Origin of the sequence: Luteimonas endophytica, from assembly GCF_029887875.1 — a bacterium.
GTDB classification, from domain to species: domain Bacteria; phylum Pseudomonadota; class Gammaproteobacteria; order Xanthomonadales; family Xanthomonadaceae; genus Luteimonas; species Luteimonas endophytica.
Genome location: NZ_JARXRM010000036.1, coordinates 138,074 through 160,094 on the forward strand (window position 1 = coordinate 138,074; position 22,021 = coordinate 160,094).

Sequence of the window (22,021 nt, forward strand, 5' to 3'; positions counted from 1 at the left end):
CGACGAAGGACATTCGGTGAAGCCCTGGATCCGCGGCGTTACCCAAGTCTAGGTCCGCACGCGGCGCGCGGACGAACGCACGGTGAACCGCAGGACCCACCCCGGGCCCGGCACGCCGGCATTTCGCGCCGCGCTGCAGGCCTTCCATGCACGAGCCGTGCCGGCATTGCCATCCGCAGCCGCTGGCGGGCTTCGCGCCGGGGCGCCGGAACCTGCGCGCCGGGAACCCGGCGGCGCCAGCGACCCGTCCACCGCTGCCCCCCCCTGGACGACCGTCGCTCTGCAGCCAGCAGCCCGGGCGGTGGCTCAGGATTCGGCACCCCGCGCGATATCCGCCGCCCATTGCAGCGCCTGCGCCTGCTCGCCGGGAGCGAACGCCCGCACCTCGGTCCCGGGAAACAGCTTGCCGACCAGTTCGGACGCCTTGCCGAGCCATTCGCGCTCGGTCACCACCGCGCCGCGGGCGAAGCGGTCGTAGTCGCCGAGTTTCTCGATGGCGTAGCGCAGGTCCTTGCCCACCGCGGCGGCGGTCATGCCGGAAAATCCGCTCATGTCGGCGTACAGGCCGATCCGGGGGTGCGCGGCGAGCCGCGCCTCGATCTCGGCGATGCAGCGGTCGTAGTCGTCGCCGTCCAGGGTACCGCTGAACTGAAAGGCCGCCAGGTGCGGCGGCGAGGGCAGGATCTCGATCATGGGCGCGCTCGGGCGGGAGGGTCCGACCCTAGCGGCCGTGGCGTTTCCGCCGCGTCAAGCGCGGCCTGCAAGCCCACGGTCCCGACCGAGCGCGGTGGGGGCGCTGGCGAACAGCGCCTCCTGCGGCAGCGCCCCTTCCAGCCGCAACAGGTAGTGCTTGGTGGGCAGTCCCCCACCGAAGCCGGTGAGGGAACCGTCGGCACCGATCACCCGATGGCACGGCAGCACGATCGGCAGCGGGTTGCGGCCGTTGGCGGCACCGACCGCACGGGTCGCGCTGGGCCGCCCGAGGCGTGCGGCCAGCTGCGCATAGCTCAGCGTCGCGCCATAGGGAATCCCGGCGAGCGCGAACCAGACCTGGCGCTGGAACGCGGTGCCCTGCGGCGCCAGCGGCACGTCGAAGGCGCGCCGCCTGCCGTCGAAGTACTCGCGCAGCTGCCGGCTGGCCTCGTCCAGAAGCGGATGCCGCCCTTCGCGCCAGTCGACCCGGCGCCTGACCGGGTGCCTGGCGGCGTGGAACTCGATCGCATGCAGCCCGCCATCGGAGGCGGCCAGCAGCAGCGGGCCGACCGGGCTGTCGATGCGGGTGTGAAAGACGGTCATCGGATGCTCCTGCTCTGAAGTTGAGTCATGCCGCGCGGGGCGGTCGCGCCGCCGGTGCGGTCATCGCGTCGCGCCACAGCTGCATCACCGCGTAGCCGCGCCATGGCCGCCAGGCTTCCGCATGCGCGCGCAGCGCCTTCGCCGACATGCGGCTGCCGTCGGCCGGGACCGCCTTCTGCAGCACCAGGTCCTCGGCCGGAAACGCATCGGGGTGGCCGAGCGCGCGCAGGGCGATGTAGTGCGCGGTCCAGGGCCCGATGCCCGGCAACGCGGTCCAGCGCGCGACGAACTCCTCGAGCGTGGCTTCCGGGCGGAAATCGACGCGTCCGTCCACCAGCGCCCCGGCGATCCCGCGGACGGTATCGGCGCGGGCCCGGGTCAGCCCGATGCCATCCAGGTCGGCGTCGGCCAGCGCCTCGGGGGCCGGAAACAGGTGGGTGAACCCGCGCACCGCGAACGGCTCCGGCAGCGCCGTGCCGAAGCGCTGCGCGAGACGTGCGGTGAGGGTACGCGCCGCCGCCACGCTGACCTGCTGGCCGATCACCGCGCGCACCGCGATCTCGAAGCCGTCCCAGCCGCTCGGAATGCGCAGCCCCGGCCGCCGCCGCAGCAGCGGACGCAACCGCTGATCGCCCCGCAGGGCGCCGGCGATGGCGTGGGGGTCGGCGTCCAGATCGAACATCCGCCGCAGGCGGTTGACCATGTCGAGCAGCGCGGCCGGCGGCCCGCCGTGCAGTTCCAGTTGCAGGGCATGGTCGCGCGCCCGGCCACCGGATACCGCCGTGACCCGCAGCCAGCCCGGGGCGTGGGCCGGGCCGAACGCGCGCGCGTATCCCTCCGCGTTCACCACCTCGACCCCGGGCAGCGCCCGCCCGCGCAGGAAATCCAGGGTGGCGGCGAAATCGTAAGGCGGCCGGTAATGCAGCCGCAGCTTCAGGCCGTCGCCGTCGCCGGGCGCGATCTGCCGGCGCAGGTCGCGCGGGGCCATTGCGTAGGCGTCGCGAAAGCTGGTGTTGAAGCGGCGCAGGCTGCCGAAACCGGAGGCGAGCGCCACCTCGGTGATCGGCAGCGAGGTCTCGGTCAGCAGCTGCTTGGCGAACAGCAGCCGACGGGTGCCGTGTACCCCGATCGGGGGCGCACCGAGGCGTTCGACGAACAGCCGGCGCAACTGCCGCTCGCCGATGTGCACGCGCTCGGCCAGCGCGGCCAGCGGCTGCTCGGCCAGCAAGCCCTGGTCGATCAGCTTCAGCGCGCGGGCGAGCACCTCGTCGCCGCGGCGCCAGGCGCCGTCGGCCGGCGACAGTTCCGGGCGGCAGCGCAGGCACGGCCTGAACCCCGCGGCCTCGGCCGCCGCGGCGCTGCGGTAGTAGCTCACGTTCTGCGGCTTCGGCGCCGGCGCCGGGCACACCGGCCGGCAGTAGATCCCGGTGCTGGTGACCGCGGTGAAGAACAGCCCGTCGAAGCGCGGATCGCGGCTCAGCCGGGCCTGTTCGCAGACGCGGGGATCGGGGATGGTGTTGGCGCTGGACATGAGACGAGACTAGCACCGGGCCCGGACCGCGACTGGCCGTTTTCGGACGTCAATGGCGCACCGCCGGGGGCAACACCCGTCCCTGCAGGCGCGATGCACTCCACGCGCAGGAGCGTGCCGTGCACGCGAAGGCGGGCACGGCCGCCGACATCCGAATCACCGCCAGCCGGGCCGGAACTTCCGTCGCTATCGCGGCCGTGGGCCGCGCCTACGGCCCGGGCTCGCGCAGGGCGGGGGCCAGCACGCCGGGATCGCCGTCGCCCGGAAGCGGATCGATGCCCAGCAGGCGCGCCAGCAGCGGGTACACGTGCACGTTGTCGAACGGCGGAAGTTCGGTCCCGCCGCGAAACGCCGGCCCCCGGGCGATGAAGATCGCCCGCATCGATGGCAGTGCCGGGTCGAACCCGTGCGAGCCGCGGGGACCGGCAGGCCGGCGGGCGACGGCCGCGCGCGGGATCGCGTCCCAGCCCTCGTGCATCTGGCAGACGATCGGCGGGATCCGGGAGTGGTTGCCGTAGTGCCAACGTTCCGGCAACTCCGCCTTGCGCCAGCAGTCGTAGTGCGGGTGCGCGCCGAGCAGTGCCGCCTCGGCCTGCGCGATCCGCCCCGCGCGCGGCCGGAAGCCCACCACCTGGCCGGAACTGACCAGCTCCGCGTCCGCAGGATCCACCATCTCCTCGACGGCCACCACCTGCCCCTCGGGCACCTCGGCCATGCCGTGGTCGGAGACCACCACGATGTTGACCCGCTCCGCCAGCCCCTGGCGGGCGATCCCGTCGAGCAGCTGCCCGATCGCGGCATCGACCTGGCGCATGGTCTCGCGCAGCTGCCGCGAATGCGGACCGTGTGCATGCGCGGCGCCGTCGGGATGCTCGAAGTAGAGCGTCGCCAGGCGCGGCCGACCGGGGCCACGCTCGGCCAGCCAGGCGAGCACGCGGCGCACGCGCGCCTCCATCCCCATGGTGTCGTCGAAGGCGTGCCAGCGCGTCGGCCGCACCCCGCCGACCGGCGCCTCGCTGCCAGGCCAGAACAGCGTTGCAGTGGGCAGGCCGGCCCGCTCGGCACTCACCCACAGCGGCTCGCCGCCCCACCATTCGCGGCTTCCCACCGCCCCGCGATCGCTGAGCCGGAACCAGCCGAGCTCCGCGGCGTACATGGTGTTGTGGACCAGCCCGTGGCGGTCGGGACGAAGCCCGGTGACCATGGTGTAGTGATTGGGGAAGGTCAGCGTCGGGTACGACGGCGTCATCCACGCGGCGCGCACGCCCTCCCGGGCCAGCCGGTCCAGGCGCGGGGTGTCGCCGCGGCCGAGCATGCCCGGATGCACGCCGTCCAGCGACACCAGCAGCAGGGTCGGGGCGGGAGCAGTGCCGGTAGCGGCGGGCGGTGACCAGGCGCATCCGGCGAGCAGCAGGAATACGCCGAGGATCGTGAGCATACGGAGCATGGGCGCGATCATAGGGCCACAAGATGACCGGTGTTGCAGCGCCCCCGACCAGGCCCGACAGGCTGACGCGGTTCTGAACGGCGCGTGCCCCGGGCCTCTGGACCGCGACCGGCGCAGGCGTATCCTCGACGGGTGGCAACACCGCCATGGATCCGCACGAGGTGCCGACATGAAACGACTGCTGATCGCCAGCGCGCTGCTTGGAATGGCCTTCGCCGTGGCCGCCCAGGAGCCGGAGCCCGAGGAGCAGGCGGAAGACGCCGCACCCAAGGCGTCCGAACGCTTCTGCATCACCGAGACCGGCTCGCGGGTGGTCGCCAGCCGCAACGCGCGCAACCGGCAGGAGCGCGACGCGTGCGTGGCCGCGGGCGGCCGCGTCTACACCCGCGCGGAACTGGAGAGCACCGGCGAGGTCGATATCGCCGACGCGCTGCGCCGCCTGGATCCGTCGATCCGCTGACCGCGGCCGTCAAGCCCCACCACCCGCCGGGCGGGCCGGGCCGGTGCGCCGGCCTCAGCCCGCATGGCCTTCCGCCAGCAGCACCTGGCCATCGCGCACTTCCACCGCGACCGCGCGCAGCGACTCGCCGCGGCACGGCCCGGCCACGCACAGCCCGCCCACCAGTTCGAAACTCGCGCCGTGCGCGGCGCACACCAGCCCCCCTTCCTTCGAACGCAGGAACCGCCCTGGGGCCCAGTCCAGCCGCCGCCCGGCATGAGGACACACGTTCAGCCAGGCGCGCGCGTCAGCGCCGGCGCGGTGCACGACCAGGGACTCGGGTGCGCCGGCGACCAGGGCTTCCACTTCCACCAGGCCGCCGTCGTCGATCTGCGCAAGTGCCACGAGCGGCACAACTTCGGGCGGCTGATTTAACGGAGTCATTACATTGTCGGGCGCAACGGGCCCGATACTTCCTGCATCGGCTCGATGCCGCATTGTGTCACGGCTCTCACGGGAACCCATGGTTTCGAATTTCTTCAACACCCTGTACCTGCGCTACCGCAGTTCCGGCGCCTCCGCGGTATTCTCGCCGCGCAAGCCGCGGCATCCGCTGCTGCGGCTCCTGGTCGGTCTGGTCGGCCTCGCCCTGCTGGCCGTGCTGCTGGTCTTTGGCGTGGTCATCGGCCTGGCCATGCTCGGCGCGGGGCTGGCGATGCGGCTGCTGCCGCGGCGTCCGCGCGCCGCTCCCGCGCGCCGCCGCGGCGCGCTCGACGGCGAGTTCCGCGTCGTCGATCGTCCGCTGCTGCGCTGAGCCGCGCATGAGCGACCTGATTCCGGCGCCGCACGTGCCGCGGCTCGCGGTGCGCGGCGGCGGCAGTTTCCCGGTGCGGCGGATCTACTGCGTCGGCCGCAACTACGCCGACCACGCCCGCGAGATGGGCGCTGAGGCGCCGGCTTCGACGGAAGCCCGCGGCACGCCGGTGTTCTTCATGAAGCCGGCCGATGCGGTGGCCACCGAGCGCGGCGTGCCGTATCCGCCCGGCACCGGCGAGCTGCACCACGAGGTCGAGCTGGTGGTGGCGATCGGCGCCGACGCGCCCGACGGGGTGCTCCCGGTGGAGCGCGCCGGGGGGCTGGTGTTCGGCTACGCGGTGGGCCTGGACCTGACCCGCCGCGACCTTCAGGCCGAAGCCAAGCGCAAGGGCCTGCCCTGGGACACCGCCAAGGGGTTCGACCATTCGGCGCCACTGAGCAGGCTGGTGCCGGCAGCGGAACTCGGCGAGCTGGGCGAACGGACCCTGGCGCTGGAGGTCAACGGCGAAATGCGCCAGCGCTCGCGTCTGGATGCGATGGTCTGGAGCGTGCCCGAGATCCTGCACGAGCTCTCCAAGCTCTACGCGCTCCGCGCCGGCGACCTGGTGTTCATGGGCACGCCGGCCGGCGTGGCCGCACTGCGACCCGGGGACCGCTGCCGCGCCAGCCTCGACGATGCCATCGTCCACGAATGCGAGATCACCGCACCGCGGGCATAGTGCCGCGCATGCCACCTGGAGAGGCGAAGATGGGGATGATGTCGGAGTTCAGGGAATTCGCGGTGCGCGGCAACGTCATCGACCTCGCGGTCGCCGTGGTCATCGGCGCCGCGTTCGGCAGGATCGTCACCGCCCTGGTCGACGGCCTGATCATGCCGCCGCTGGGGCTGCTGATCGGCGGGATCGACCTGTCGGAGTGGGTGGTGACCCTGCGCGCGGCCACGGTCGACGCCGCCGGCGAAGAGGTCCCCGCCGTGGTGCTCGCGATCGGCGAGTTCCTCAACGCGCTGCTGCAGTTCGCGCTGGTCGCGTTCGCCATCTTCCTGATGATCCGGCTGATCAACCGCCTGCACCGCAAGCGCGAGGCGGCACCCGAAGCGCCCGCCGCGCCGCCCGAGGACGTGCAACTGCTGCGCGAGATCCGCGACGAACTCAGGAAGCGCTGATCCGATCGGATCGGCGCATCCGGCCGCGGACCCGGGCTGGTAAGCTCGCGCCTTCCCTTTTCGCGCCCCGGAGTGCCAGATGCGTCTCGCGCCGCTGCTGTTCGCCCTTTCGCTGTCCGCATCCGTGTCCGCGGCCGCGTCGGCCCAGGACGCCACCCGCATCCCCGCGGCTGCCCTGGACACGGCCGTGCAGCTGCGCGAACAGGCGCTCGCCGACGACACCGCCTGGCGGGTGATCGAATCGCTGACGACGCAGATCGGTCCGCGCCTGCCCGGCAGCGAGGCCGACGCGCGCGCGGTGGCCTGGGCCGAGGCGAAGTTCGCCGAACTCGGTTTCGACCGGGTCTGGACCGAGCCGGTGACCTTCCCGAAATGGGAACGCCGCAGCGAGCGCGCGCGGGTCCTGGGTGCGCACGCGCAACCGCTGGTGGTGACGGCGCTCGGCGGCAGCCCCGGCGGCGAGCTGGAGGCGGAGATCGTCCGCTTCGCCGATTTCGCCGCGCTCGAGGCGGCGCCCGCGGGATCGCTGGAAGGCCGGATCGCCTTCGTCGACTACCGCATGGAGCGCACCCGCGACGGCAGCGGCTACGGCGACGCCGGCCCGATCCGCGGCCGCGGCCCGGCGGTGGCCAGCGGCAAGGGCGCGATCGGCTACCTGATGCGCTCGATCGGCACCAGCCCGCACCGCGTCGCCAATACCGGCATGACCCGCTTCCCCGACGGCACCACCCCGATCCCGGCCGCGGCGCTGTCGCTGCCCGATGCCGACCAGCTCGGCCGGCTGCTGCAGCGCGGGCCGGTGCGGGTCCGGCTGGAGCTGGACTGCGGCTGGAACGGCGAATACACCTCGCAGAACGTGATCGGCGAGATCACCGGCAGCGAATCGCCCGAGGAGCTGGTGGTGATCGGCGGCCACCTCGATTCCTGGGACCACGGCACCGGCGCCGTCGACGACGCCTCCGGCATCGGCATCACCATGGCGGTCGGCCACCTGCTCGGCCGCCTGCCGCAGGCGCCGAAGCGCAGCATCCGGGTGATCGCCTTCGCCAACGAGGAACAGGGCCTGATCGGCGCGCGCCAGTACGCCGAGCGCCACGCCGAGGCGATCGCCGACCACGTGATCGCCGCCGAGAGCGACTTCGGCGCCGGACGCATCTACGCGTTCGACAGCAGCGCGCCGGCGCGCGCCCAGGGCGCGATCCGGCAGATCGCCGAAGCGCTGGCGCCGCTCGGCATCGAGCATGCGCCTGGCGCGGGCAGCCCCGGCCCCGACATCATCCCGCTGGCCCAGGCCGGCGCCGCCTGGGCGTGGCTGGGCCAGGACGGCAGCGGTTACTTCGACCTGCACCACAACGCCGACGACACCCTGGACAAGATCGACCCCGAAGCGGTGGCGCAGAACGTCGCGGCCTACGCGGTTTTCGCCTGGCTCGCGGCGCAGGCCGAGGGCGATTTCGGCAGCACCCCGGCGGCCGCCGCGGCCAACGGCGAGTAGAGCCTGCGCCGGGACCGGATCAGCCCGCGGGCACGCGCATCCGCCAGGCCGCCAGCAGCACCGCGGCGGCGGCGGCGACGTTGAGGCTCTCCACCGCACCGGTCCCCGGGATCGAAAGCCTCAGGTCGCAGGCGGCGGCCAGCGCGCTGTCCATGCCCGCGCCTTCGGCCCCGAGCACGTAGACCAGCCGCGGCGGCAGGGGCGCGGCGAACAGGTCGTCGCCAGCGCGCACCACCGTGGCCGCCAGTCCGAAGCCGGCCCCGCGCAGTGCCGCCAGCGCCGCCGCGTCGTCGCCGGCCCGGACCAGCGGCACCGCCTCGGCCGCGCCCTCGGCCACCCGTGCGGCGGCTCCGGACAGCGCCAGGCCGGAACGCTGCGGCAGCAGCACCGCGGCGACGCCGAAGTGCGCCGCCGAGCGCAGGATCGCGCCGAGATTGTGCGGGTTGCCGACACCGTCGAGCCACAGCGCACAGGCCGCGCCCGCCGGCAGCGCCCGCAGCCAGGGCTCCAGCGCCAGCGGTTCCGCGCGCAGCACTTCGGCGACCACGCCTTCGTGGTGGGCGCTGCCGGCCAGGCGCGCCAGCTCGTCCTCGCCCACGACGCGATAGCCGATCCGATTCTCCACGCACCACTTCAGCAGCGGCTGCAGCGCCGGAATGCGCGCCTCGGCCAGGTACAGCTTGCGGATCGCCTGCGGACGCCGCGCGAACACCGCCCGCACCGCGTTGATGCCGTACAGGCGCAACTCGTTACGGCGGTCGGGGCGCGCGGCGGGGCGGACGGCCGCGGCCGCGCGACCCGCCCAGGGCGAACTCGAAGGTCGCCGCGGCGGCGCCGGCGCCACCGGATCAGTCCTTCCTGCGCCAGAAGTCGGCGTTGCGAATGCCGAGCGCCTCCGGATCGAACACCGGTTCCTGCCCGGCCGCCTGCTGGCCCTCGTAGTCGCGCAGCGCCAGCAGCGCCGGCTTCTGCAGGATCAGGATGGCGATGATGTTGAGCCAGGCCATCAGGCCCACGCCGATGTCGCCCAGGGTCCAGGCCATCTCCGCGGTGCGCACCGCCCCGAAGGTGACCGCAGCCAGCAGCCCCAGCCGCAGCGCGAACACCATCCACGGCCGGTGGATCTTGCGGTTGATGAAGGTGATGTTGGTCTCGGCCATGTAGTAGTAGGCGAGGATCGTGGTGAAGGCGAAGAACAGCAGCGCCACCGCGACGAACCCGGCACCCCAGCCCGGCAGCACCGACTCGACCGCGTACTGCGCGAATCCGGGGCCGGCCTCGATCCCGGGCAGCGCTTCCACGATCATGCCGCCCTCGGGATTGGCCACGTTGTACATCCCGGTGGAGAGGATCATGAACGCGGTGGCCGAACACACCAGCAGGGTGTCGACGTACACCGAGAACGCCTGCACGAAGCCCTGCTTGGCCGGGTGCGAGACCTCCGCCGCCGCGGCGTGGTGAGGGCCGGTGCCCTGCCCGGCCTCGTTGGAGTAGATGCCGCGCTTGACCCCCCACTCGATCGCCAGGCCCAGCACCGCGCCCATGCCTGCCTCCATGCCGAAGGCGCTGCGGAAGATCAGCCCGAACATCTCCGGGACCGCGGTGATGTTGAGCAGCATGATCACCAGCGCGATCAGGATGTAGGCCAGCGCCATGAACGGCACCACGACCTCGGCGAAACGGGCGATGCGCTTGACCCCGCCGAGCACGATGAACCCCAGCCCCACCACCACCGCGGCCGCGGTGGCGCTCGGCGGAATGCCCCAGGCGTTGCTCATGCTCGAGGCGATGCCGTTGGCCTGCACGCCGGGCAGCAGGAATCCGGTGGCGATCACCGTGACCACGGCGAACAGCCAGGCGTACCACTTCTGCCCCATCGCCTTTTCGATGAAGTACGCCGGGCCGCCGCGATAGCGGCCGCTGTCGTCCTTCTCCTTGTAGATCTGCGCCAGAGTGGACTCGACATAGGCGGTCGATGCGCCGAAGAACGCCACCACCCACATCCAGAACACCGCGCCGGGGCCGCCGAATGCGATCGCGGTGGCGACACCGGCGATGTTGCCGATGCCGATCCGCCCGGACAGCGACATCGCCAGCGCCTGGAACGAGGAGACGCCGGCCTCGGACGAACTGCCGCTCAGCATCAGCCGCACCATCTCGCCGACCCGCCGGACCTGCAGGAAGCGCGTGCGGATCGAGAAGTACAGCCCGGCGCCCAGGCACAGCGCGATCAGCGCCGGGCTCCAGATGATGCTGTTGAGGGTGTTGACGATCTGTTCCACTAGGCGCGCTCCCCGGTTGGACGGCAACGGGCCCGCGGCGCGGACCAGCGCCCGATTCTCCACGATCCGGCCGCAAACGCGAAACCGCGCGCCGCTTCGGGCCGGCGCGACCCGGCCGCACCCGCAGCGGCTGGCGGGCGAAGGGGGCGCCGCGCACGGACCGGGGATCGGCCCGGAAACCGGTACGGTCGCTATCGCAGTCTGGCGAACATGCGCAGGTCGAGCAGACGGCCGCGCTTGCGCACGGCGCAGCGCAGCAGGCCCTCTTCCTGGAAGCCGTTGTTCTGCAGCACCCGGGCCGAGGCGGGATTCCCCTCGATCACCGTCGCGTACAGCCGCTGCAGCGCCAGCGCCTCCATCGCCCAGGGTGCGAACGTCGCGACCGCCCGTGTCATCACCCCGCGCCCCCAGTACGCCCGCCCGAGCCAGTAACCGAGCTCGGCCGCATGCGCCCGCTCGCCGTCGCCGGGCCGGGCGCCGATGCCGCCGCAGGCTTCTCCGCCGATCTCGATCGCGAACACCGGATGCGCCAGGTCGACGACCTCGCCCGCCAGGAAACGGCGCCCGTCCTCGCGCGTGTAGGGATGCGGGAAGCGGTCGCTGACCGAGCGCGATACCCGTTCGTCGTCGGCGTGCCGGACCAGGCTGTCCAGGTCCCCGGCCCGCCAGCGGCGCAGCACGAACCCGTCGCCGACGAGCCGGACGCCCGACCAGCGCGGCAGTTCCGGCTCAGGCATGGCCGCTGACCGGCGGCGTGTCGCCCTCCAGCTGTTCCAGCTTCTTGGCCAGCGCCTCTGGCGAGCGGGTGAAGGGCGCCAGCAACGCATAGAACGCCGGCACCACGAACAGCGACAGCACCGTGGCGAAGGTGACGCCGAAGATCACCACCACGCCGATGGTGGCGCGGCTGGCCGAGCCGGGGCCGCCCGCGACCACCAGCGGCACCGCGCCCATCGCGGTGGCCGCGGCGGTCATGACGATCGGCCGCAGCCGCACCGCCGAGGCTTCGGCGATCGCCTCCGTCACGCTGCGCCCGTCGTCGCGCAGCTGGTTGGCGAACTCCACGATCAGAATCCCGTTCTTCGCCGCCAGGCCGACCAGCATGATGATGCCGATCTGGCTGAACAGGTTGAGCGTGCCGCCGGTCGCCCACAGGCCGATCAGCGCGCCCAGGATCGCCAGCGGCACCGTCAGCATGATCACCACCGGGTGGATGAAGCTCTCGAACTGCGCGGCCAGCACCAGGTAGACCACCAGCAGCGCCAGGGCGAAGGTCAGCAGCACCGCCCCGCCGGCCTCCTGGTATTCGCGCGACTCCCCGCGCCAGTCGATCTGGGCGTGGTCGGGCAGCTCCTCGGCTACCGCCTGGTAGGTCCAGTCCAGCGCCTCGCCCATCGTATAGCCCGGCGCCAGACCTCCGCTGATGGTGATCGCACGGAGGCGGTTGAAACGGTTGAAGCTGCCGGGCTCGGCGATCTCGCTGAGCGTCACCAGGTTCGACAGCGGCACCAGCGCGTCGCCGCGCCCGCGGACGTAGGTGTTTTCCAGGTCGGCCGGCGACGCGCGGCTCTCGCGGTTGGCCTGCAGCATGACGTCGTACTCTTCGCCGTCGTCGACGAAAGTGGTGACCTGGCGCGATCCCATCATCGTTTCCAGGGTTCGGCCGATCTCGGTCACGGCCACGCCGAGGTCGGCGGCGCGCTCGCGATCGATATTGACCCGCATCTGCGGGCGGGTCTCCTTGTAGTCGGAATCGATGTCGGTCAGCCCCGGGTTCTCCTCCATCCGCGCCAGCATCCGGTCGCGCCAGATCGCCAGCTCTTCGTAGTTCGGACCGCCGAGTACCAGCTGGTAGCGCTGGCCGCGCACGCGGATCAGCCCGCCCGGGACCCGCGCCCGCACCTCCACCCCGGGAAGCTCGGCGAATTCTCCGCGGAGCCCGGCCACCAGTTCCTCGGTGGCGATGTCGCGTTCGTTCCACTCCTGCAGAAACACGATCACCTGACCGGTATGCATCTCCTCGCTGCCGCCCCAGCCGCGCGGCGCGCGCGAGTTGGCGCGCTGGATCGGCCTGTCGTCGCCGATATGGCCGCCCAGGATCTCCTCGACCTGCTGCATCTGCGCCACGGTGTAGTCGAAACCCGCGCCTTCGGGCCCGTCCACGGTGATGAAGAAGATGCCGCGGTCCTCGGGCGGGGCCAGCTCGCTCGGCACCCGCCAGATCAGCACCGCGATCAGCGCCACGCAGGCGCCCATGGCCAGCAGCAGCAACAGCAACAGGCGCCGCCCCTGCAGGGCCACCATGCGCGAGATGCCTCGTCCATAGCCTGCGCTGATCCGGCCCAGCTGGCGGTTCATCCACGCGTTGAAGCCGGTCTCCTTGCCGTGCGGGCGCACCAGCTTGGAACACATCATCGGCGTCAGCGACAGCGCGACGAACGCCGAGATCGCCACCGCCGCGGCCAGCGCCACCGACAGCTCGCGGAACAGCCGCCCGCTGTTGCCCTCCATGAAGCCGACCGGCAGGAACACCGACACCAGCACCGCGGTGGTGGCGATCACCGCGAACGCGACCTGGGAAGTGCCGCGCCGGGCGGCGACCAGCGGTGGTTCTCCGAGGTCCGCGCGGCGCTGCACGTTCTCGAGCACCACGATGGCATCGTCGACCACCAGCCCGATGCACAGCACCAGCGCCAGCAGGGTGAGCAGGTTGATGGTGAAGCCGAAGGCGTACAGGGCGATGAACGCGGCGATCAGGCAGACCGGCACCGTCACCGCGGGGATCAGCGCCGCCCGGGCGCTGCCCAGGAACAGCCAGATCACCAGCACCACCAGCCCCATCGCCTCGAGCAGGGTCCAGTAGACCCGCTTGATGGAGGCGTCGATGAACACGGTGCTGTCGTAGGCGACGAAGATCTCGGTACCTTCCGGGAGCGTCTGCTGCACCCGCTCGGCCTCGGCGCGCGCCGCGCGTACCACGTCCAGCGCGTTGGCGGTCGAGGTCCGGACGATCCCGAGCCCGACGTTCGGGACGAAATTGCTGCGCAGGTAGGCGCGCCGCTCCCGCGCGCCGAGCTCGACCTCGGCCACGTCGCCCAGGCGCACCACGTAGCCGTCGTCACCCTGGCGCAGCGGCACCTCCGCGAACTGCTCCGGCTCCCGGTAGCCGCGCTCGACGCGGAGGATGAAATCGCGCTGCTCCGATTCGATGCTGCCGGCCGGCAGTTCGACATTCTCGCTGCGCAGCGCCGCCTCCACGTCGCCCGCGGTGATCCCGCGCGCCGCCATCGCTTCCCGGTCGAGCCAGACGCGCATGGCGTAACGCTGGCCGCCGCCGAGGTTCACCCGCGCCACGCCGTCGATCGACGAGAACCGGTCGACCACGTAGCGCTCGGCGTAGTCGGTCAGCTCCAGCGTGTCCATCGTGTTGGAACGCATGTTGAGCCAGACGATGACGTCGCCGTCCGACTCGGCCTTCTCGATCTCCGGCGGATCGGCCTCCTGCGGCAGGCGATCGGCCACGCGGCTGACGGCGTCGCGAACGTCGTTGGCCGCGGCCTCGATGTCGCGGGTCAGGTTGAACTCGATGGTGACGTCGGAGCGGCCGTTGCTGCTGCTCGACTCGATGGTGTTGATGCCCTCGATCCCGGACAGCGCGTCCTCCAGGATCTGGGTGACCCGGGTCTCCACCACCGCCGCCGACGCGCCGGGGTAGCGCACGTCCACCGACACGATCGGCGGATCGATGTTGGGCAGCTCGCGCAGCGTCAGGCGCATGAAGGACATCAGCCCGAGCACCACCAGCATCAGGCTCATGACCACCGCGAAGACCGGACGCTTGATGGAGATGTCGGAGAGGCGCATGGGTTGCTCGGCTTCGGTGGGCGGGTCCGGCTGGGCTCAGTCGGCCGATGTGCCGGACGGCGGTTGCGGCTGCGGTACCACCTCGTCGGCGTCGGCCGCGGTGTCCCCCGGGGGCCGGGATGGCGGTCCGGCACCGGCATCGGCGCGCGGCACGTCCTCGATCTTCAGCCCCGGCCGCAGCTTGCCGGTGCCGTCGACCACGATCCGGTCGCCGGGCTCCAGCCCCTCGACCACCTCGACCCGCCCGGCCACGCGCGAGCCGACCTGCACCGGGGCCTGTTCCACGGTGTCGTCGGCGCGCACCCGGTAGACGAAGGTTTCGCGGCCGACCTGGACCACGGCGATCTCGGGCACCACCAGCGCCGGCCTTGCCGGCCGCTCCAGGCGGATCTCCACCAGCATGCCCGGGCGCAGCGCGCGGTCCCGGTTCGGGAAATCGCCGCGCACCATCACCGCGCGCGAGACGGGGTCGACGCGCGCATCGACCACGCTCACCACGCCCTCGAACTCGCGCCCGGGCCAGGCGCTGCTGCGCCCGACCAGGCGCTGGCCCTCGGCCAGGTGGGACAGCTGCGCCTCGGGCACCGGAAAATCCACGTAGACCCGGGAGATGTCGTCCAGCGAGGCGATCTCGGTGCCCGGCTGCACCAGCGCGCCGGGACTGACCTGGCGGATGCCGAGGCGGCCGGCGAACGGCGCGCGGATCGAGCGGTCGCCCAGATTCGCGCGGATCTCCCGCACCGCCGCGCGCGCGGAATCGCGGATGGCACGCTGTGTGTCCAAGGACGCGCTGGCGATCAGCTGCTGGCTGGCCAGCTCGGCCTGGCGCCGATACAGCCGGTCGGCCTCCACCGCCGCGGCCTCGGCGGCGGCCAGCGCGGCGCGCTGCTGGTTGCCGCTGAGGGTGACCAGCACCGCGCCGGCCTCCACTTCCTCGCCGCTTTCGAAGTGCACACGGTCGACGGTTTCGCTGACCTTCGCGGTCACCATGATCGACTCGCGCGCCTCTACCGTGCCCAGCGCCTGGATGGTGTCGCTCCAGGGCTGCTCCAGGACCTCGCCGGTGGTCACCGTGACCGCCTCCTGCGGCGGACCGCCCTGCGCGGCGTCCTCGCCGCAGGCCACCAGCAGCGCGCTGCACAACGCCAGCGCGACCAGGCGGTCGGGACGGAAACTTGGAAGGATCGGCATGCGGGTCCGGCGTTCAGGCAATCCGGCCGATTTTATCCGTGGCGCCCGTGACCGCCGTGTGCCTTCAGCCATACCCGCCGCGCGTCAACCGCTGGCGCGCTCGAGCGTTACGCGGCACTCTGGCCGGGCTCGCCGCAGGGCGATCTCCCTCCCGCCGGAGACACCATCATGATCCACGAATCGATCCTCGACACCATCGGCCGCACCCCGGTCGTGCGGCTGCAGCGGCTGGCGCCGGAAGGCATCGAACTGTACGCCAAGGTCGAGAGCTTCAACCCCGGCGGATCGGTGAAGGACCGCCTGGCGCTGGCCATCATCCTCGATGCCGAGGCGAAGGGAATGCTCAAGCCCGGCGACACCGTGGTCGAGGCCACCTCCGGCAACACCGGCGTGGCGCTGGCGATGGTCTGCGCCGCGCGCGGCTACCGCTTCGTCGCGACGATGGTCGAGACCTTCTCGATCGAGCGTCGCAAGCTGATGCGCGCCTACGGCGCCCGGGTCATCCTGACCCCGGCCGCCGAGCGCGGCAGCGGCATGGTACGCAGGGCCGAGGAGCTGGCGAAGCGGCATGGCTGGTTCCTGGCGCGGCAGTTCCAGAACCCGGCCAACCCGGCCTGGCACCGCAGCACCACGGCGGCGGAGATCCTGCAGGACTTCGCCGGGCGCCGGCTCGACCACTTCGTGACCGGCTGGGGCACCGGCGGCACCCTCACCGGCGTCGGTCAGGTGTTGAAGCTGGCCCGACCCGAAGTCGAGATCGTCGCCTGCGAGCCGGCGGGGGCGGCGCTGCTGTCCGGCGGCGAGTGGGCGCCGCACAAGATCCAGGGCTGGACCCCCGACTTCGTTCCGGACGTGCTGGATCGTGGCGCCGCCGACCGGGTGCTGGCGGTGGACGATGCCAGCGCGATCGCTGTCGCGCGCAGGCTGGCGGCGGAGGAAGGCGTCTTCGCCGGGATCTCCGCCGGCGCCACCGTGGCGGCGGCCCTGGAGGTGGCGCGCGACGCCGCGCCCGGCGCGGCGATCCTGGCGATGCTGCCCGACACCGGCGAGCGTTACTTCTCCACGCCGCTGTTCGAGGACGTCGGCGAGGGCTCGGACGACGACTGGCTGGCGGGACTGCCCTGAGCACCCCGCCCGCTTGCCCGGGGCGGAAACGACGACGCCGGCGTTGGCCGGCGTCGTGCGGGTCGAGCGCATGGAAAACCGCTACGCGGCGTGCGGCCACTGCCCCAGCGCCGCCAGGCCGTTGTCCTTGGCACGCGCGTAGACCGTCTCCTGGGCCTTGGCCACGTTGTTGGCGAGGTCCTCGGACCAAAGCTTCAGCGCCGCCTGCTGCATCGCCCGGCCATAGGAGAACGACAGCGGCCACGGGTGCGGGCCCATCCGGTTCATCGCGTCCAGGTGCGCGGTGGCGTCCTCGTCGGACTGGCCGCCGGACAGGAACACGATGCCCGGCAGGATCGCCGGCACCGCCGACTTCAGGCACATCAGGGTCGACGCGGCGACCTCCTCCACCGGCACCTTCTCGCCGCTGGACTTGCCGGGCAGCACCATGGACGCCTTGAGGATCGTCCCCTCGAGCATCACGTTGTGGTTGTACAGCGCATCGAACAGCGAGCGCAGGGTGACCTCGGTGACCTCGTAGCAGGTCTCGATGTCGTGGCTGCCGTCCATCAGCACTTCCGGCTCGACCATCGGCACCAGGCCGTTCTCCTGGCACAGCGCGGCGTAGCGCGCCAGCGCATGGCTGTTGGCTTCGATGCAGGTGCCGGACGGCGTGTCCTCGCCGATGGTGATCACCGCGCGCCACTTGGCGAAGCGCGCACCGAGCTTGTAGTACTCCTTGAGCCGATCGCGCAGCCCGTCCAGGCCCTCGGTGATCACCTCGCCGGGGAAGCCCGCCAGCGGGTGGGTGCTCTTGTCGACCTTGATGCCGGGGATGATGCCGTTGTCGGTCATGACCTTGGTGAAGGGCACGCCGTCGCGGGTCGACTGGCGGAGGGTCTCGTCGTAGAGGATCGCGCCGCTGATGTACTCCGAGAGGTTCGGCGTGGTCAGCAGCAGCTCGCGGTAGGCGCGACGGTTCTCCTCGTTGTTGGGGATGCCCACGCCGTCGAAGCGCTTGGCGATCGTGCCCGTGGATTCGTCGATGGCGATGATGCCCTTGCCCGCGGCGACCATGGCCTGGGCGGTTTCGGCAAGCTGTTCGATGCTCATGTGGTGGGGTCTGCCTGGCTGCGGGGAAAGTCCCGGATTATAGCCCCGTGGGGCGTTCGCCCGCCGTCGCCGCCGCCAGGGCGCCCGACGGCCCGGCTCACAGTTCGCCCAGGCCCTCGGCGCGGCCGTCGGTGCCGACCTGGAGCAGGCGGAGGGTGTTGGTGGCGCCATGGGTCTCCATGTGTTCGCCGCTGGTGAACACCACGCGCTCGCCGGATGACAGCAACCCGGTTTGGACCAGCTTGCCGACGCTGCCGCGGGCGGCCTCGCGCGGGGTCTGGCCGCGGCTGTCGTAGTCGATCGGGAACACCCCGCGCATCAGCGCCATGCGCCGGCGCGCGTCGGCGTGGCGCGAGAACGCGTAGATCGGCGCGGCGGCGCGGAACCTCGACAGGTAGCGCGCGGTGCCGCCCGACTCGGTCATCGCCACGATCGCGCGCACGCCGATGTGCTCGGTGAGGAACATCGCCGCCATCGCGATCGCCTGGTCGGCGCGCTCCAGGTCGCGGGGCGCGGCCTCGAAATCGGTATCGGCCTCGAACTGCTTCTCGGCACCGACGCACACCCGGGCCATCGCCTCCACCGCGCGCACCGGGAAGTTGCCGGCGGCGGTCTCGGCCGAGAGCATCACCGCGTCGGTGCCGTCGATCACCGCGTTGGCCACGTCGAGCACCTCGGCGCGGGTCGGGATCGGGCTGTCCACCATCGACTGCAGCATCTGGGTGGCGGTGATCACCACCTTGTTCTGGGCCACGGCCTCGCGGATGATCTTCTTCTGCAGGCCCGGCAGCTCGGCGTCGCCGATCTCCACCCCGAGGTCGCCGCGCGCCACCATCACCACGTCGCTGGCGTCGACGATCTCGGTGAGGTTCTCGATCGCCTCGGCGCGCTCGATCTTGGACACCAGCGCGGCGTCGCTGCCGGCGGCCCGCGCCAGGCGCCGCGCCTCCTCCATGTCGGCGGCGTTGCGGCAGAACGAGACCGCGATGAAGTCCACGTCGATCTCGGCTGCCACCGAGATCAGGGCGCGGTCGTGATCGGTGAGCGCACCGAGCGAGAGCCCGCCACCGAGGCGGTTGAGCCCCTTGCGATCGGACAGCACCGCGTCGTTGAGCACCGAGGTGACGATGCGTTCGCCTTCGATCGACTCGACCCGCAGCTGTACCAGGCCGTCGTCGAGCAGCAGCACGTCGCCGGCGCGCAGATCGCCGGGCAGGCCCAGGTAGCTCACCCCCACCTCGCGCCCGTTGCCCGGCGGCGCATCCTCGCGCGCCACCAGATCGAAGCGTTCGCCTGTGCGCAGCTGCACCTTGCCTTCGGCGAAGCGCTCGATGCGGATCTTGGGCCCGGGCAGGTCGGCGAGGATCCCGACCTCGGCGCCCACGCGTTTCGCAGCCTCGCGCACCGCCTGCGCCCGGGCCTTCTGCGAGGCCGGATCGCCATGGGAGAAATTCAGCCGTACCGCGTCGACGCCGGCACGCAGGAGCGCGTCGAGCACCCCCGGGGGGTCGGTGGCCGGCCCGAGCGTGGCGAGGATGCGGGTGCGGCGCTGGTATTCGTTCACTGGTCTCTCCCTTCGGCAGCGTGGAAACCTAGCACAAAGCCGCGACGCTTCGAGCCCTGCCGCGACCGGATGCGTTGCAGCTGAAACCAATCGCCGCGGGCGCCGAAATCGGCGACGGCCCGGTTCCCGGCCGCCTGCAGGGACCGACCATGCTCAACCGCCTTTTTTCGCGACCCGCGGTCCGACGGGTGGAATGCCGCCTGCCGACTACTACGGCTTCGTGCTGCTGCCCATTGCCGCCGGGGCGCGGCCATGCCGGCCGAGCGCAACGCGCCGCTGGCGCTGCTCGTCACTGGGGCGGCCGCTTCCGGGGACTGCTGCCAGCCCCGGTGCAGATGATGCTGCCGGTGCTGGTCACCGGCTTCCTGCCGGCCAGCCCGCCGCCGGTGAGGCGCTGCCGCAGCGCCCGGCGCGATTGGCGCGCAGCACCGGCGGCGCGGTGGTGCAGGTGGCCGGGCTCGGGGCCAGGGACACATCGTGGGGGCTCCGCCCGATCCAGCTCCTGGCCACCAGGCTGGTGATCGGGCTGGGCCTGCCGCCGCTCCAGGGCCGGCAGCGCCCGCCGTGCGGCGGAGGCCTCCGCCGCCGCCGCACGGAGCGCCGGTTACTGCGACACGCCGCAGCCGGCGCGGACCACCACGTTGTCGGTGACGATGCCCCAGCTCTGGTTCGGCACGCAGCCGAAGGTGGCTTCGCCGACGAGCCTGCCGTCGTCGTCGTAGTAGGCCTCCACGCCGGGGAAACCGTTGGCATGGACCAGGGACGCGGCGGCGAGCGCGGCGAGGGCGAGCGAGGCATAGAGGCAGCGGTGACGGCGCATCGTGGATCTCCTTGGCAAGCGGCCGGAGCGGCCGCGTGCCAAGGCTAGGCGCGTGCGGCGATTCCGGGATCAAGGAATCGTGAAGCCGCGCTGCGGATGCACCGGAGTGTGCGGCGTGTCGCGGCCGTGGCGCGACGGCCGCCGCGCTCGCGTCGGCGGCGCCCTGCCCGCAGCGCTCAGCCGCGGGCCTCCAGCGCCGCCACCGCCGGCAGGGTCTTGCCCTCGAGGAACTCCAGGAAGGCGCCGCCGCCGGTGGAGATGTAGCCGATCTCGCCCTCGATGCCGTACTTGCCGATGGCCGCCAGGGTGTCGCCGCCGCCGGCGATGGAGAACGCACGCGATGCGGCGATCGCCCGCGCCAGCGTCTCGGTCCCGCGCGAGAACGCCTCGAACTCGAACACCCCGACCGGGCCGTTCCAGACCACGGTGCCGGCGCCGGCGATCAGCCCGGCGTAGCGCGCGGCGGTGCGCGGGCCGATGTCGAGGATCAGGTCGTCGTCCTCGACCTCGTCGACCGCCTTGACCGTCGCCGCGGCGTCGGGGAGGAACTGCTTGGCCACCACCACGTCCTCGGGCAGCGGGATCTCCGCGCCGCGCGCCCTGGCGCCGGCGATGACCTCGCGGGCGGTGTCGAGCAGGTCGGCCTCGTGCAGGGACTTGCCCACCGGCTTGCCCTCGGCGGCGAGGAAGGTGTTGGCGATGCCCCCGCCAACGATCAGCTGGTCGACCTTCCCGACCAGGTTGCCCAGCAGTTCCAGCTTGGTCGACACCTTGCTGCCGGCGACGATCGCCAGCAGCGGCCGCGCCGGCTCCTCGAGGGCCTTGGCCAGCGCGTCGAGCTCGGCCATCAGCAGCGGACCGCCGGCGGCCTGGGCGGCGTGGCGGATCACGCCGTGGGTGGACGCCTGCGCGCGATGCGCGGTGCCGAAGGCATCCATCACGAACACGTCGCACAGCGCCGCGTACTTCTTCGCCAGGCCCTCGTCGTCGGCCTTCTCGCCGGGATTCATGCGGCAGTTCTCGAGCAGCACGATGCTGCCGGGCGCGACCTCGACGCCGTCGACCCAGTCGCGCACCAGCGGCACCTTCGCCCGCAGCAGCGCGGCCAGCCGCTCGGCGACCGGCTGCAGCGAGTTCTCCGCGCTCCACTCGCCCTCCTTGGGCCGCCCCAGGTGGGACATCACCATCACCGCCGCGCCCTGCTCCAGCGCCCGCTTCAACGTCGGCAGCGAGGCTGTGATGCGCTGTTCCGAGGTGATCCTGCCGTCCTCGATGGGCACGTTGAGGTCCTGGCGGATCAGCACCCGCTTGCCGGACAGGTCGAGATCGCTCATTCGGGGGATGGTCATCGGGGGTCCAGGTTGGTCGTGGGCGGCTCGCGCCGCGGGCGCGGAACGGGGGCGCGGGCCATTGTCGCGGCAGCGGACCCGGCGTTCAAACACCGCAGCGCCACCGGCGCCTGCTAGGCTGCGTGGCGCACCCTTCCGGAGCGTCCGCATGCCGACCGAAATCCAGATGCTGGCCTGGGCCATCGCCCTGGGTATCGCCCAGCTGTTCCTCGCCGCCGCGGCGATGACCCATCAGCGCGGACTCAAGTGGAACGCCAGCGCGCGCGACGGCCAGCCGCCGCCGCTGACCGGGATCGCGGCGCGGCTGGACCGCGCGTTGCGCAATTTCCTGGAGACGTTCCCGTTCTTCGCCGCCGCCGCGCTCGCACTGGTGGCCACCGGCGGCAACGACGGGGCGACGGCGCTCGCGGCGCAGGCTTATTTCTGGGCCCGGGTGGCCTACGTGCCGCTGTACGCGTTCGGGGTGCCGTACCTGCGCTCGCTGGTGTGGGCGGTGGCGCTGTGGGGCATCCTGCGGATGCTCTGGCCGCTGTTCTGACGCCGGC

The 22,021-nt window shown here is 72.1% G+C and carries 21 protein-coding genes; 7 read left to right on the plus strand and 14 right to left on the minus strand.

The window, feature by feature from the left end; translation table 11 throughout:
- Window positions 1-306: 306 nt before the first annotated feature.
- The 4 genes from QFW77_RS12865 to QFW77_RS12880 form a co-directional block, all read right to left on the minus strand.
- On the minus strand, window positions 307-693 hold the full coding sequence (locus QFW77_RS12865; RefSeq protein ID WP_280575156.1) for a SpoIIAA family protein: 387 nt from the start codon (window positions 691-693) through the stop codon (window positions 307-309).
- A 54-nt stretch (window positions 694-747) separates the two neighbouring features.
- Window positions 748-1,296, minus strand: coding sequence for a methylated-DNA--[protein]-cysteine S-methyltransferase (locus QFW77_RS12870; protein WP_280575157.1), 549 nt, complete (start codon window positions 1,294-1,296; stop codon window positions 748-750).
- Between the two features lie 25 nt (window positions 1,297-1,321).
- Window positions 1,322-2,827: a DNA-3-methyladenine glycosylase 2 gene (locus QFW77_RS12875; protein ID WP_280575158.1), complete on the minus strand. Its 1,506-nt coding sequence runs from the start codon at window positions 2,825-2,827 to the stop codon at window positions 1,322-1,324.
- A gap of 208 nt (window positions 2,828-3,035) precedes the next feature.
- The gene (locus tag QFW77_RS12880) at window positions 3,036-4,274 is read right to left on the minus strand and encodes an alkaline phosphatase family protein (protein WP_280575160.1); all 1,239 of its coding nucleotides are present in this window, start codon (window positions 4,272-4,274) and stop codon (window positions 3,036-3,038) included.
- 169 nt (window positions 4,275-4,443) lie between these two features.
- On the opposite strand from QFW77_RS12880, the gene QFW77_RS12885 reads away from it, so the two are divergent.
- A complete protein-coding gene (locus QFW77_RS12885; protein ID WP_280575161.1) occupies window positions 4,444-4,734 on the plus strand; it encodes a hypothetical protein in 291 nt (96 codons plus the stop codon).
- 54 nt (window positions 4,735-4,788) lie between these two features.
- On the opposite strand, the gene QFW77_RS12890 is transcribed toward QFW77_RS12885, so the two are convergent.
- Window positions 4,789-5,157 carry a Rieske (2Fe-2S) protein gene (locus QFW77_RS12890; protein ID WP_280575162.1) on the minus strand — a complete coding sequence of 123 codons (369 nt, stop codon included), beginning with the start codon at window positions 5,155-5,157 and terminating at the stop codon, window positions 4,789-4,791.
- A gap of 79 nt (window positions 5,158-5,236) precedes the next feature.
- Between QFW77_RS12890 and QFW77_RS12895 the strand changes: the two genes are divergently transcribed.
- The 4 genes from QFW77_RS12895 to QFW77_RS12910 all read left to right on the plus strand — a co-directional run bounded on the left by QFW77_RS12895 (window position 5,237) and on the right by QFW77_RS12910 (window position 8,189).
- Window positions 5,237-5,527, plus strand: coding sequence for a hypothetical protein (locus QFW77_RS12895; RefSeq protein WP_280575163.1), 291 nt, complete (start codon window positions 5,237-5,239; stop codon window positions 5,525-5,527).
- 7 nt (window positions 5,528-5,534) lie between these two features.
- Window positions 5,535-6,248: a fumarylacetoacetate hydrolase family protein gene (locus QFW77_RS12900; RefSeq protein ID WP_280575164.1), complete on the plus strand. Its 714-nt coding sequence runs from the start codon at window positions 5,535-5,537 to the stop codon at window positions 6,246-6,248.
- 29 nt (window positions 6,249-6,277) lie between these two features.
- Entirely contained in the window at window positions 6,278-6,694 is a 417-nt protein-coding gene (mscL, locus tag QFW77_RS12905) for a large-conductance mechanosensitive channel protein MscL (protein WP_280575165.1), read from the plus strand.
- A gap of 79 nt (window positions 6,695-6,773) precedes the next feature.
- Window positions 6,774-8,189: a M20/M25/M40 family metallo-hydrolase gene (locus QFW77_RS12910; RefSeq protein ID WP_280575166.1), complete on the plus strand. Its 1,416-nt coding sequence runs from the start codon at window positions 6,774-6,776 to the stop codon at window positions 8,187-8,189.
- A gap of 19 nt (window positions 8,190-8,208) precedes the next feature.
- Here the strand turns inward: QFW77_RS12910 and QFW77_RS12915 are convergent, their stop codons facing one another.
- The 5 genes from QFW77_RS12915 to QFW77_RS12935 form a co-directional block, all read right to left on the minus strand.
- On the minus strand, window positions 8,209-9,033 hold the full coding sequence (locus QFW77_RS12915; RefSeq protein ID WP_280575167.1) for a TrmH family RNA methyltransferase: 825 nt from the start codon (window positions 9,031-9,033) through the stop codon (window positions 8,209-8,211).
- Window positions 9,034-9,037: 4 nt separating this feature from the next.
- A complete protein-coding gene (locus QFW77_RS12920; RefSeq protein WP_280575168.1) occupies window positions 9,038-10,471 on the minus strand; it encodes an alanine/glycine:cation symporter family protein in 1,434 nt (477 codons plus the stop codon).
- Between the two features lie 191 nt (window positions 10,472-10,662).
- The gene (locus QFW77_RS12925) at window positions 10,663-11,208 is read right to left on the minus strand and encodes a GNAT family N-acetyltransferase (protein ID WP_280575169.1); all 546 of its coding nucleotides are present in this window, start codon (window positions 11,206-11,208) and stop codon (window positions 10,663-10,665) included.
- Window positions 11,201-14,335, minus strand: a complete 3,135-nt coding sequence (locus QFW77_RS12930; RefSeq protein ID WP_280575170.1) for an efflux RND transporter permease subunit — start codon at window positions 14,333-14,335, stop codon at window positions 11,201-11,203. Before QFW77_RS12930 ends, QFW77_RS12925 begins: the two co-directional genes overlap by 8 nt.
- 36 nt (window positions 14,336-14,371) lie before the next feature.
- Window positions 14,372-15,526: an efflux RND transporter periplasmic adaptor subunit gene (locus tag QFW77_RS12935; RefSeq protein WP_280575171.1), complete on the minus strand. Its 1,155-nt coding sequence runs from the start codon at window positions 15,524-15,526 to the stop codon at window positions 14,372-14,374.
- A 165-nt stretch (window positions 15,527-15,691) separates the two neighbouring features.
- Between QFW77_RS12935 and cysK the strand changes: the two genes are divergently transcribed.
- A complete protein-coding gene (gene cysK, locus QFW77_RS12940) occupies window positions 15,692-16,651 on the plus strand; it encodes a cysteine synthase A (protein WP_280575196.1) in 960 nt (319 codons plus the stop codon).
- 81 nt (window positions 16,652-16,732) lie between these two features.
- Here the strand turns inward: cysK and QFW77_RS12945 are convergent, their stop codons facing one another.
- From QFW77_RS12945 to QFW77_RS12960, 4 genes are all read right to left on the minus strand, one after another.
- Window positions 16,733-17,743, minus strand: coding sequence for a class I fructose-bisphosphate aldolase (locus QFW77_RS12945; RefSeq protein WP_280575172.1), 1,011 nt, complete (start codon window positions 17,741-17,743; stop codon window positions 16,733-16,735).
- A 97-nt stretch (window positions 17,744-17,840) separates the two neighbouring features.
- On the minus strand, window positions 17,841-19,307 hold the full coding sequence (pyk, locus tag QFW77_RS12950) for a pyruvate kinase (protein WP_280575173.1): 1,467 nt from the start codon (window positions 19,305-19,307) through the stop codon (window positions 17,841-17,843).
- Window positions 19,308-19,911: 604 nt separating this feature from the next.
- A complete protein-coding gene (locus QFW77_RS12955; protein WP_280575174.1) occupies window positions 19,912-20,127 on the minus strand; it encodes a DUF6289 family protein in 216 nt (71 codons plus the stop codon).
- 176 nt (window positions 20,128-20,303) lie between these two features.
- A complete protein-coding gene (locus tag QFW77_RS12960; RefSeq protein WP_280575175.1) occupies window positions 20,304-21,476 on the minus strand; it encodes a phosphoglycerate kinase in 1,173 nt (390 codons plus the stop codon).
- 148 nt (window positions 21,477-21,624) lie between these two features.
- Here QFW77_RS12960 and QFW77_RS12965 point away from each other — a divergent pair, with 148 nt between their 5' ends.
- The gene (locus tag QFW77_RS12965; protein ID WP_280575176.1) at window positions 21,625-22,014 is read left to right on the plus strand and encodes an MAPEG family protein; all 390 of its coding nucleotides are present in this window, start codon (window positions 21,625-21,627) and stop codon (window positions 22,012-22,014) included.
- Window positions 22,015-22,021 lie beyond the last annotated feature (7 nt).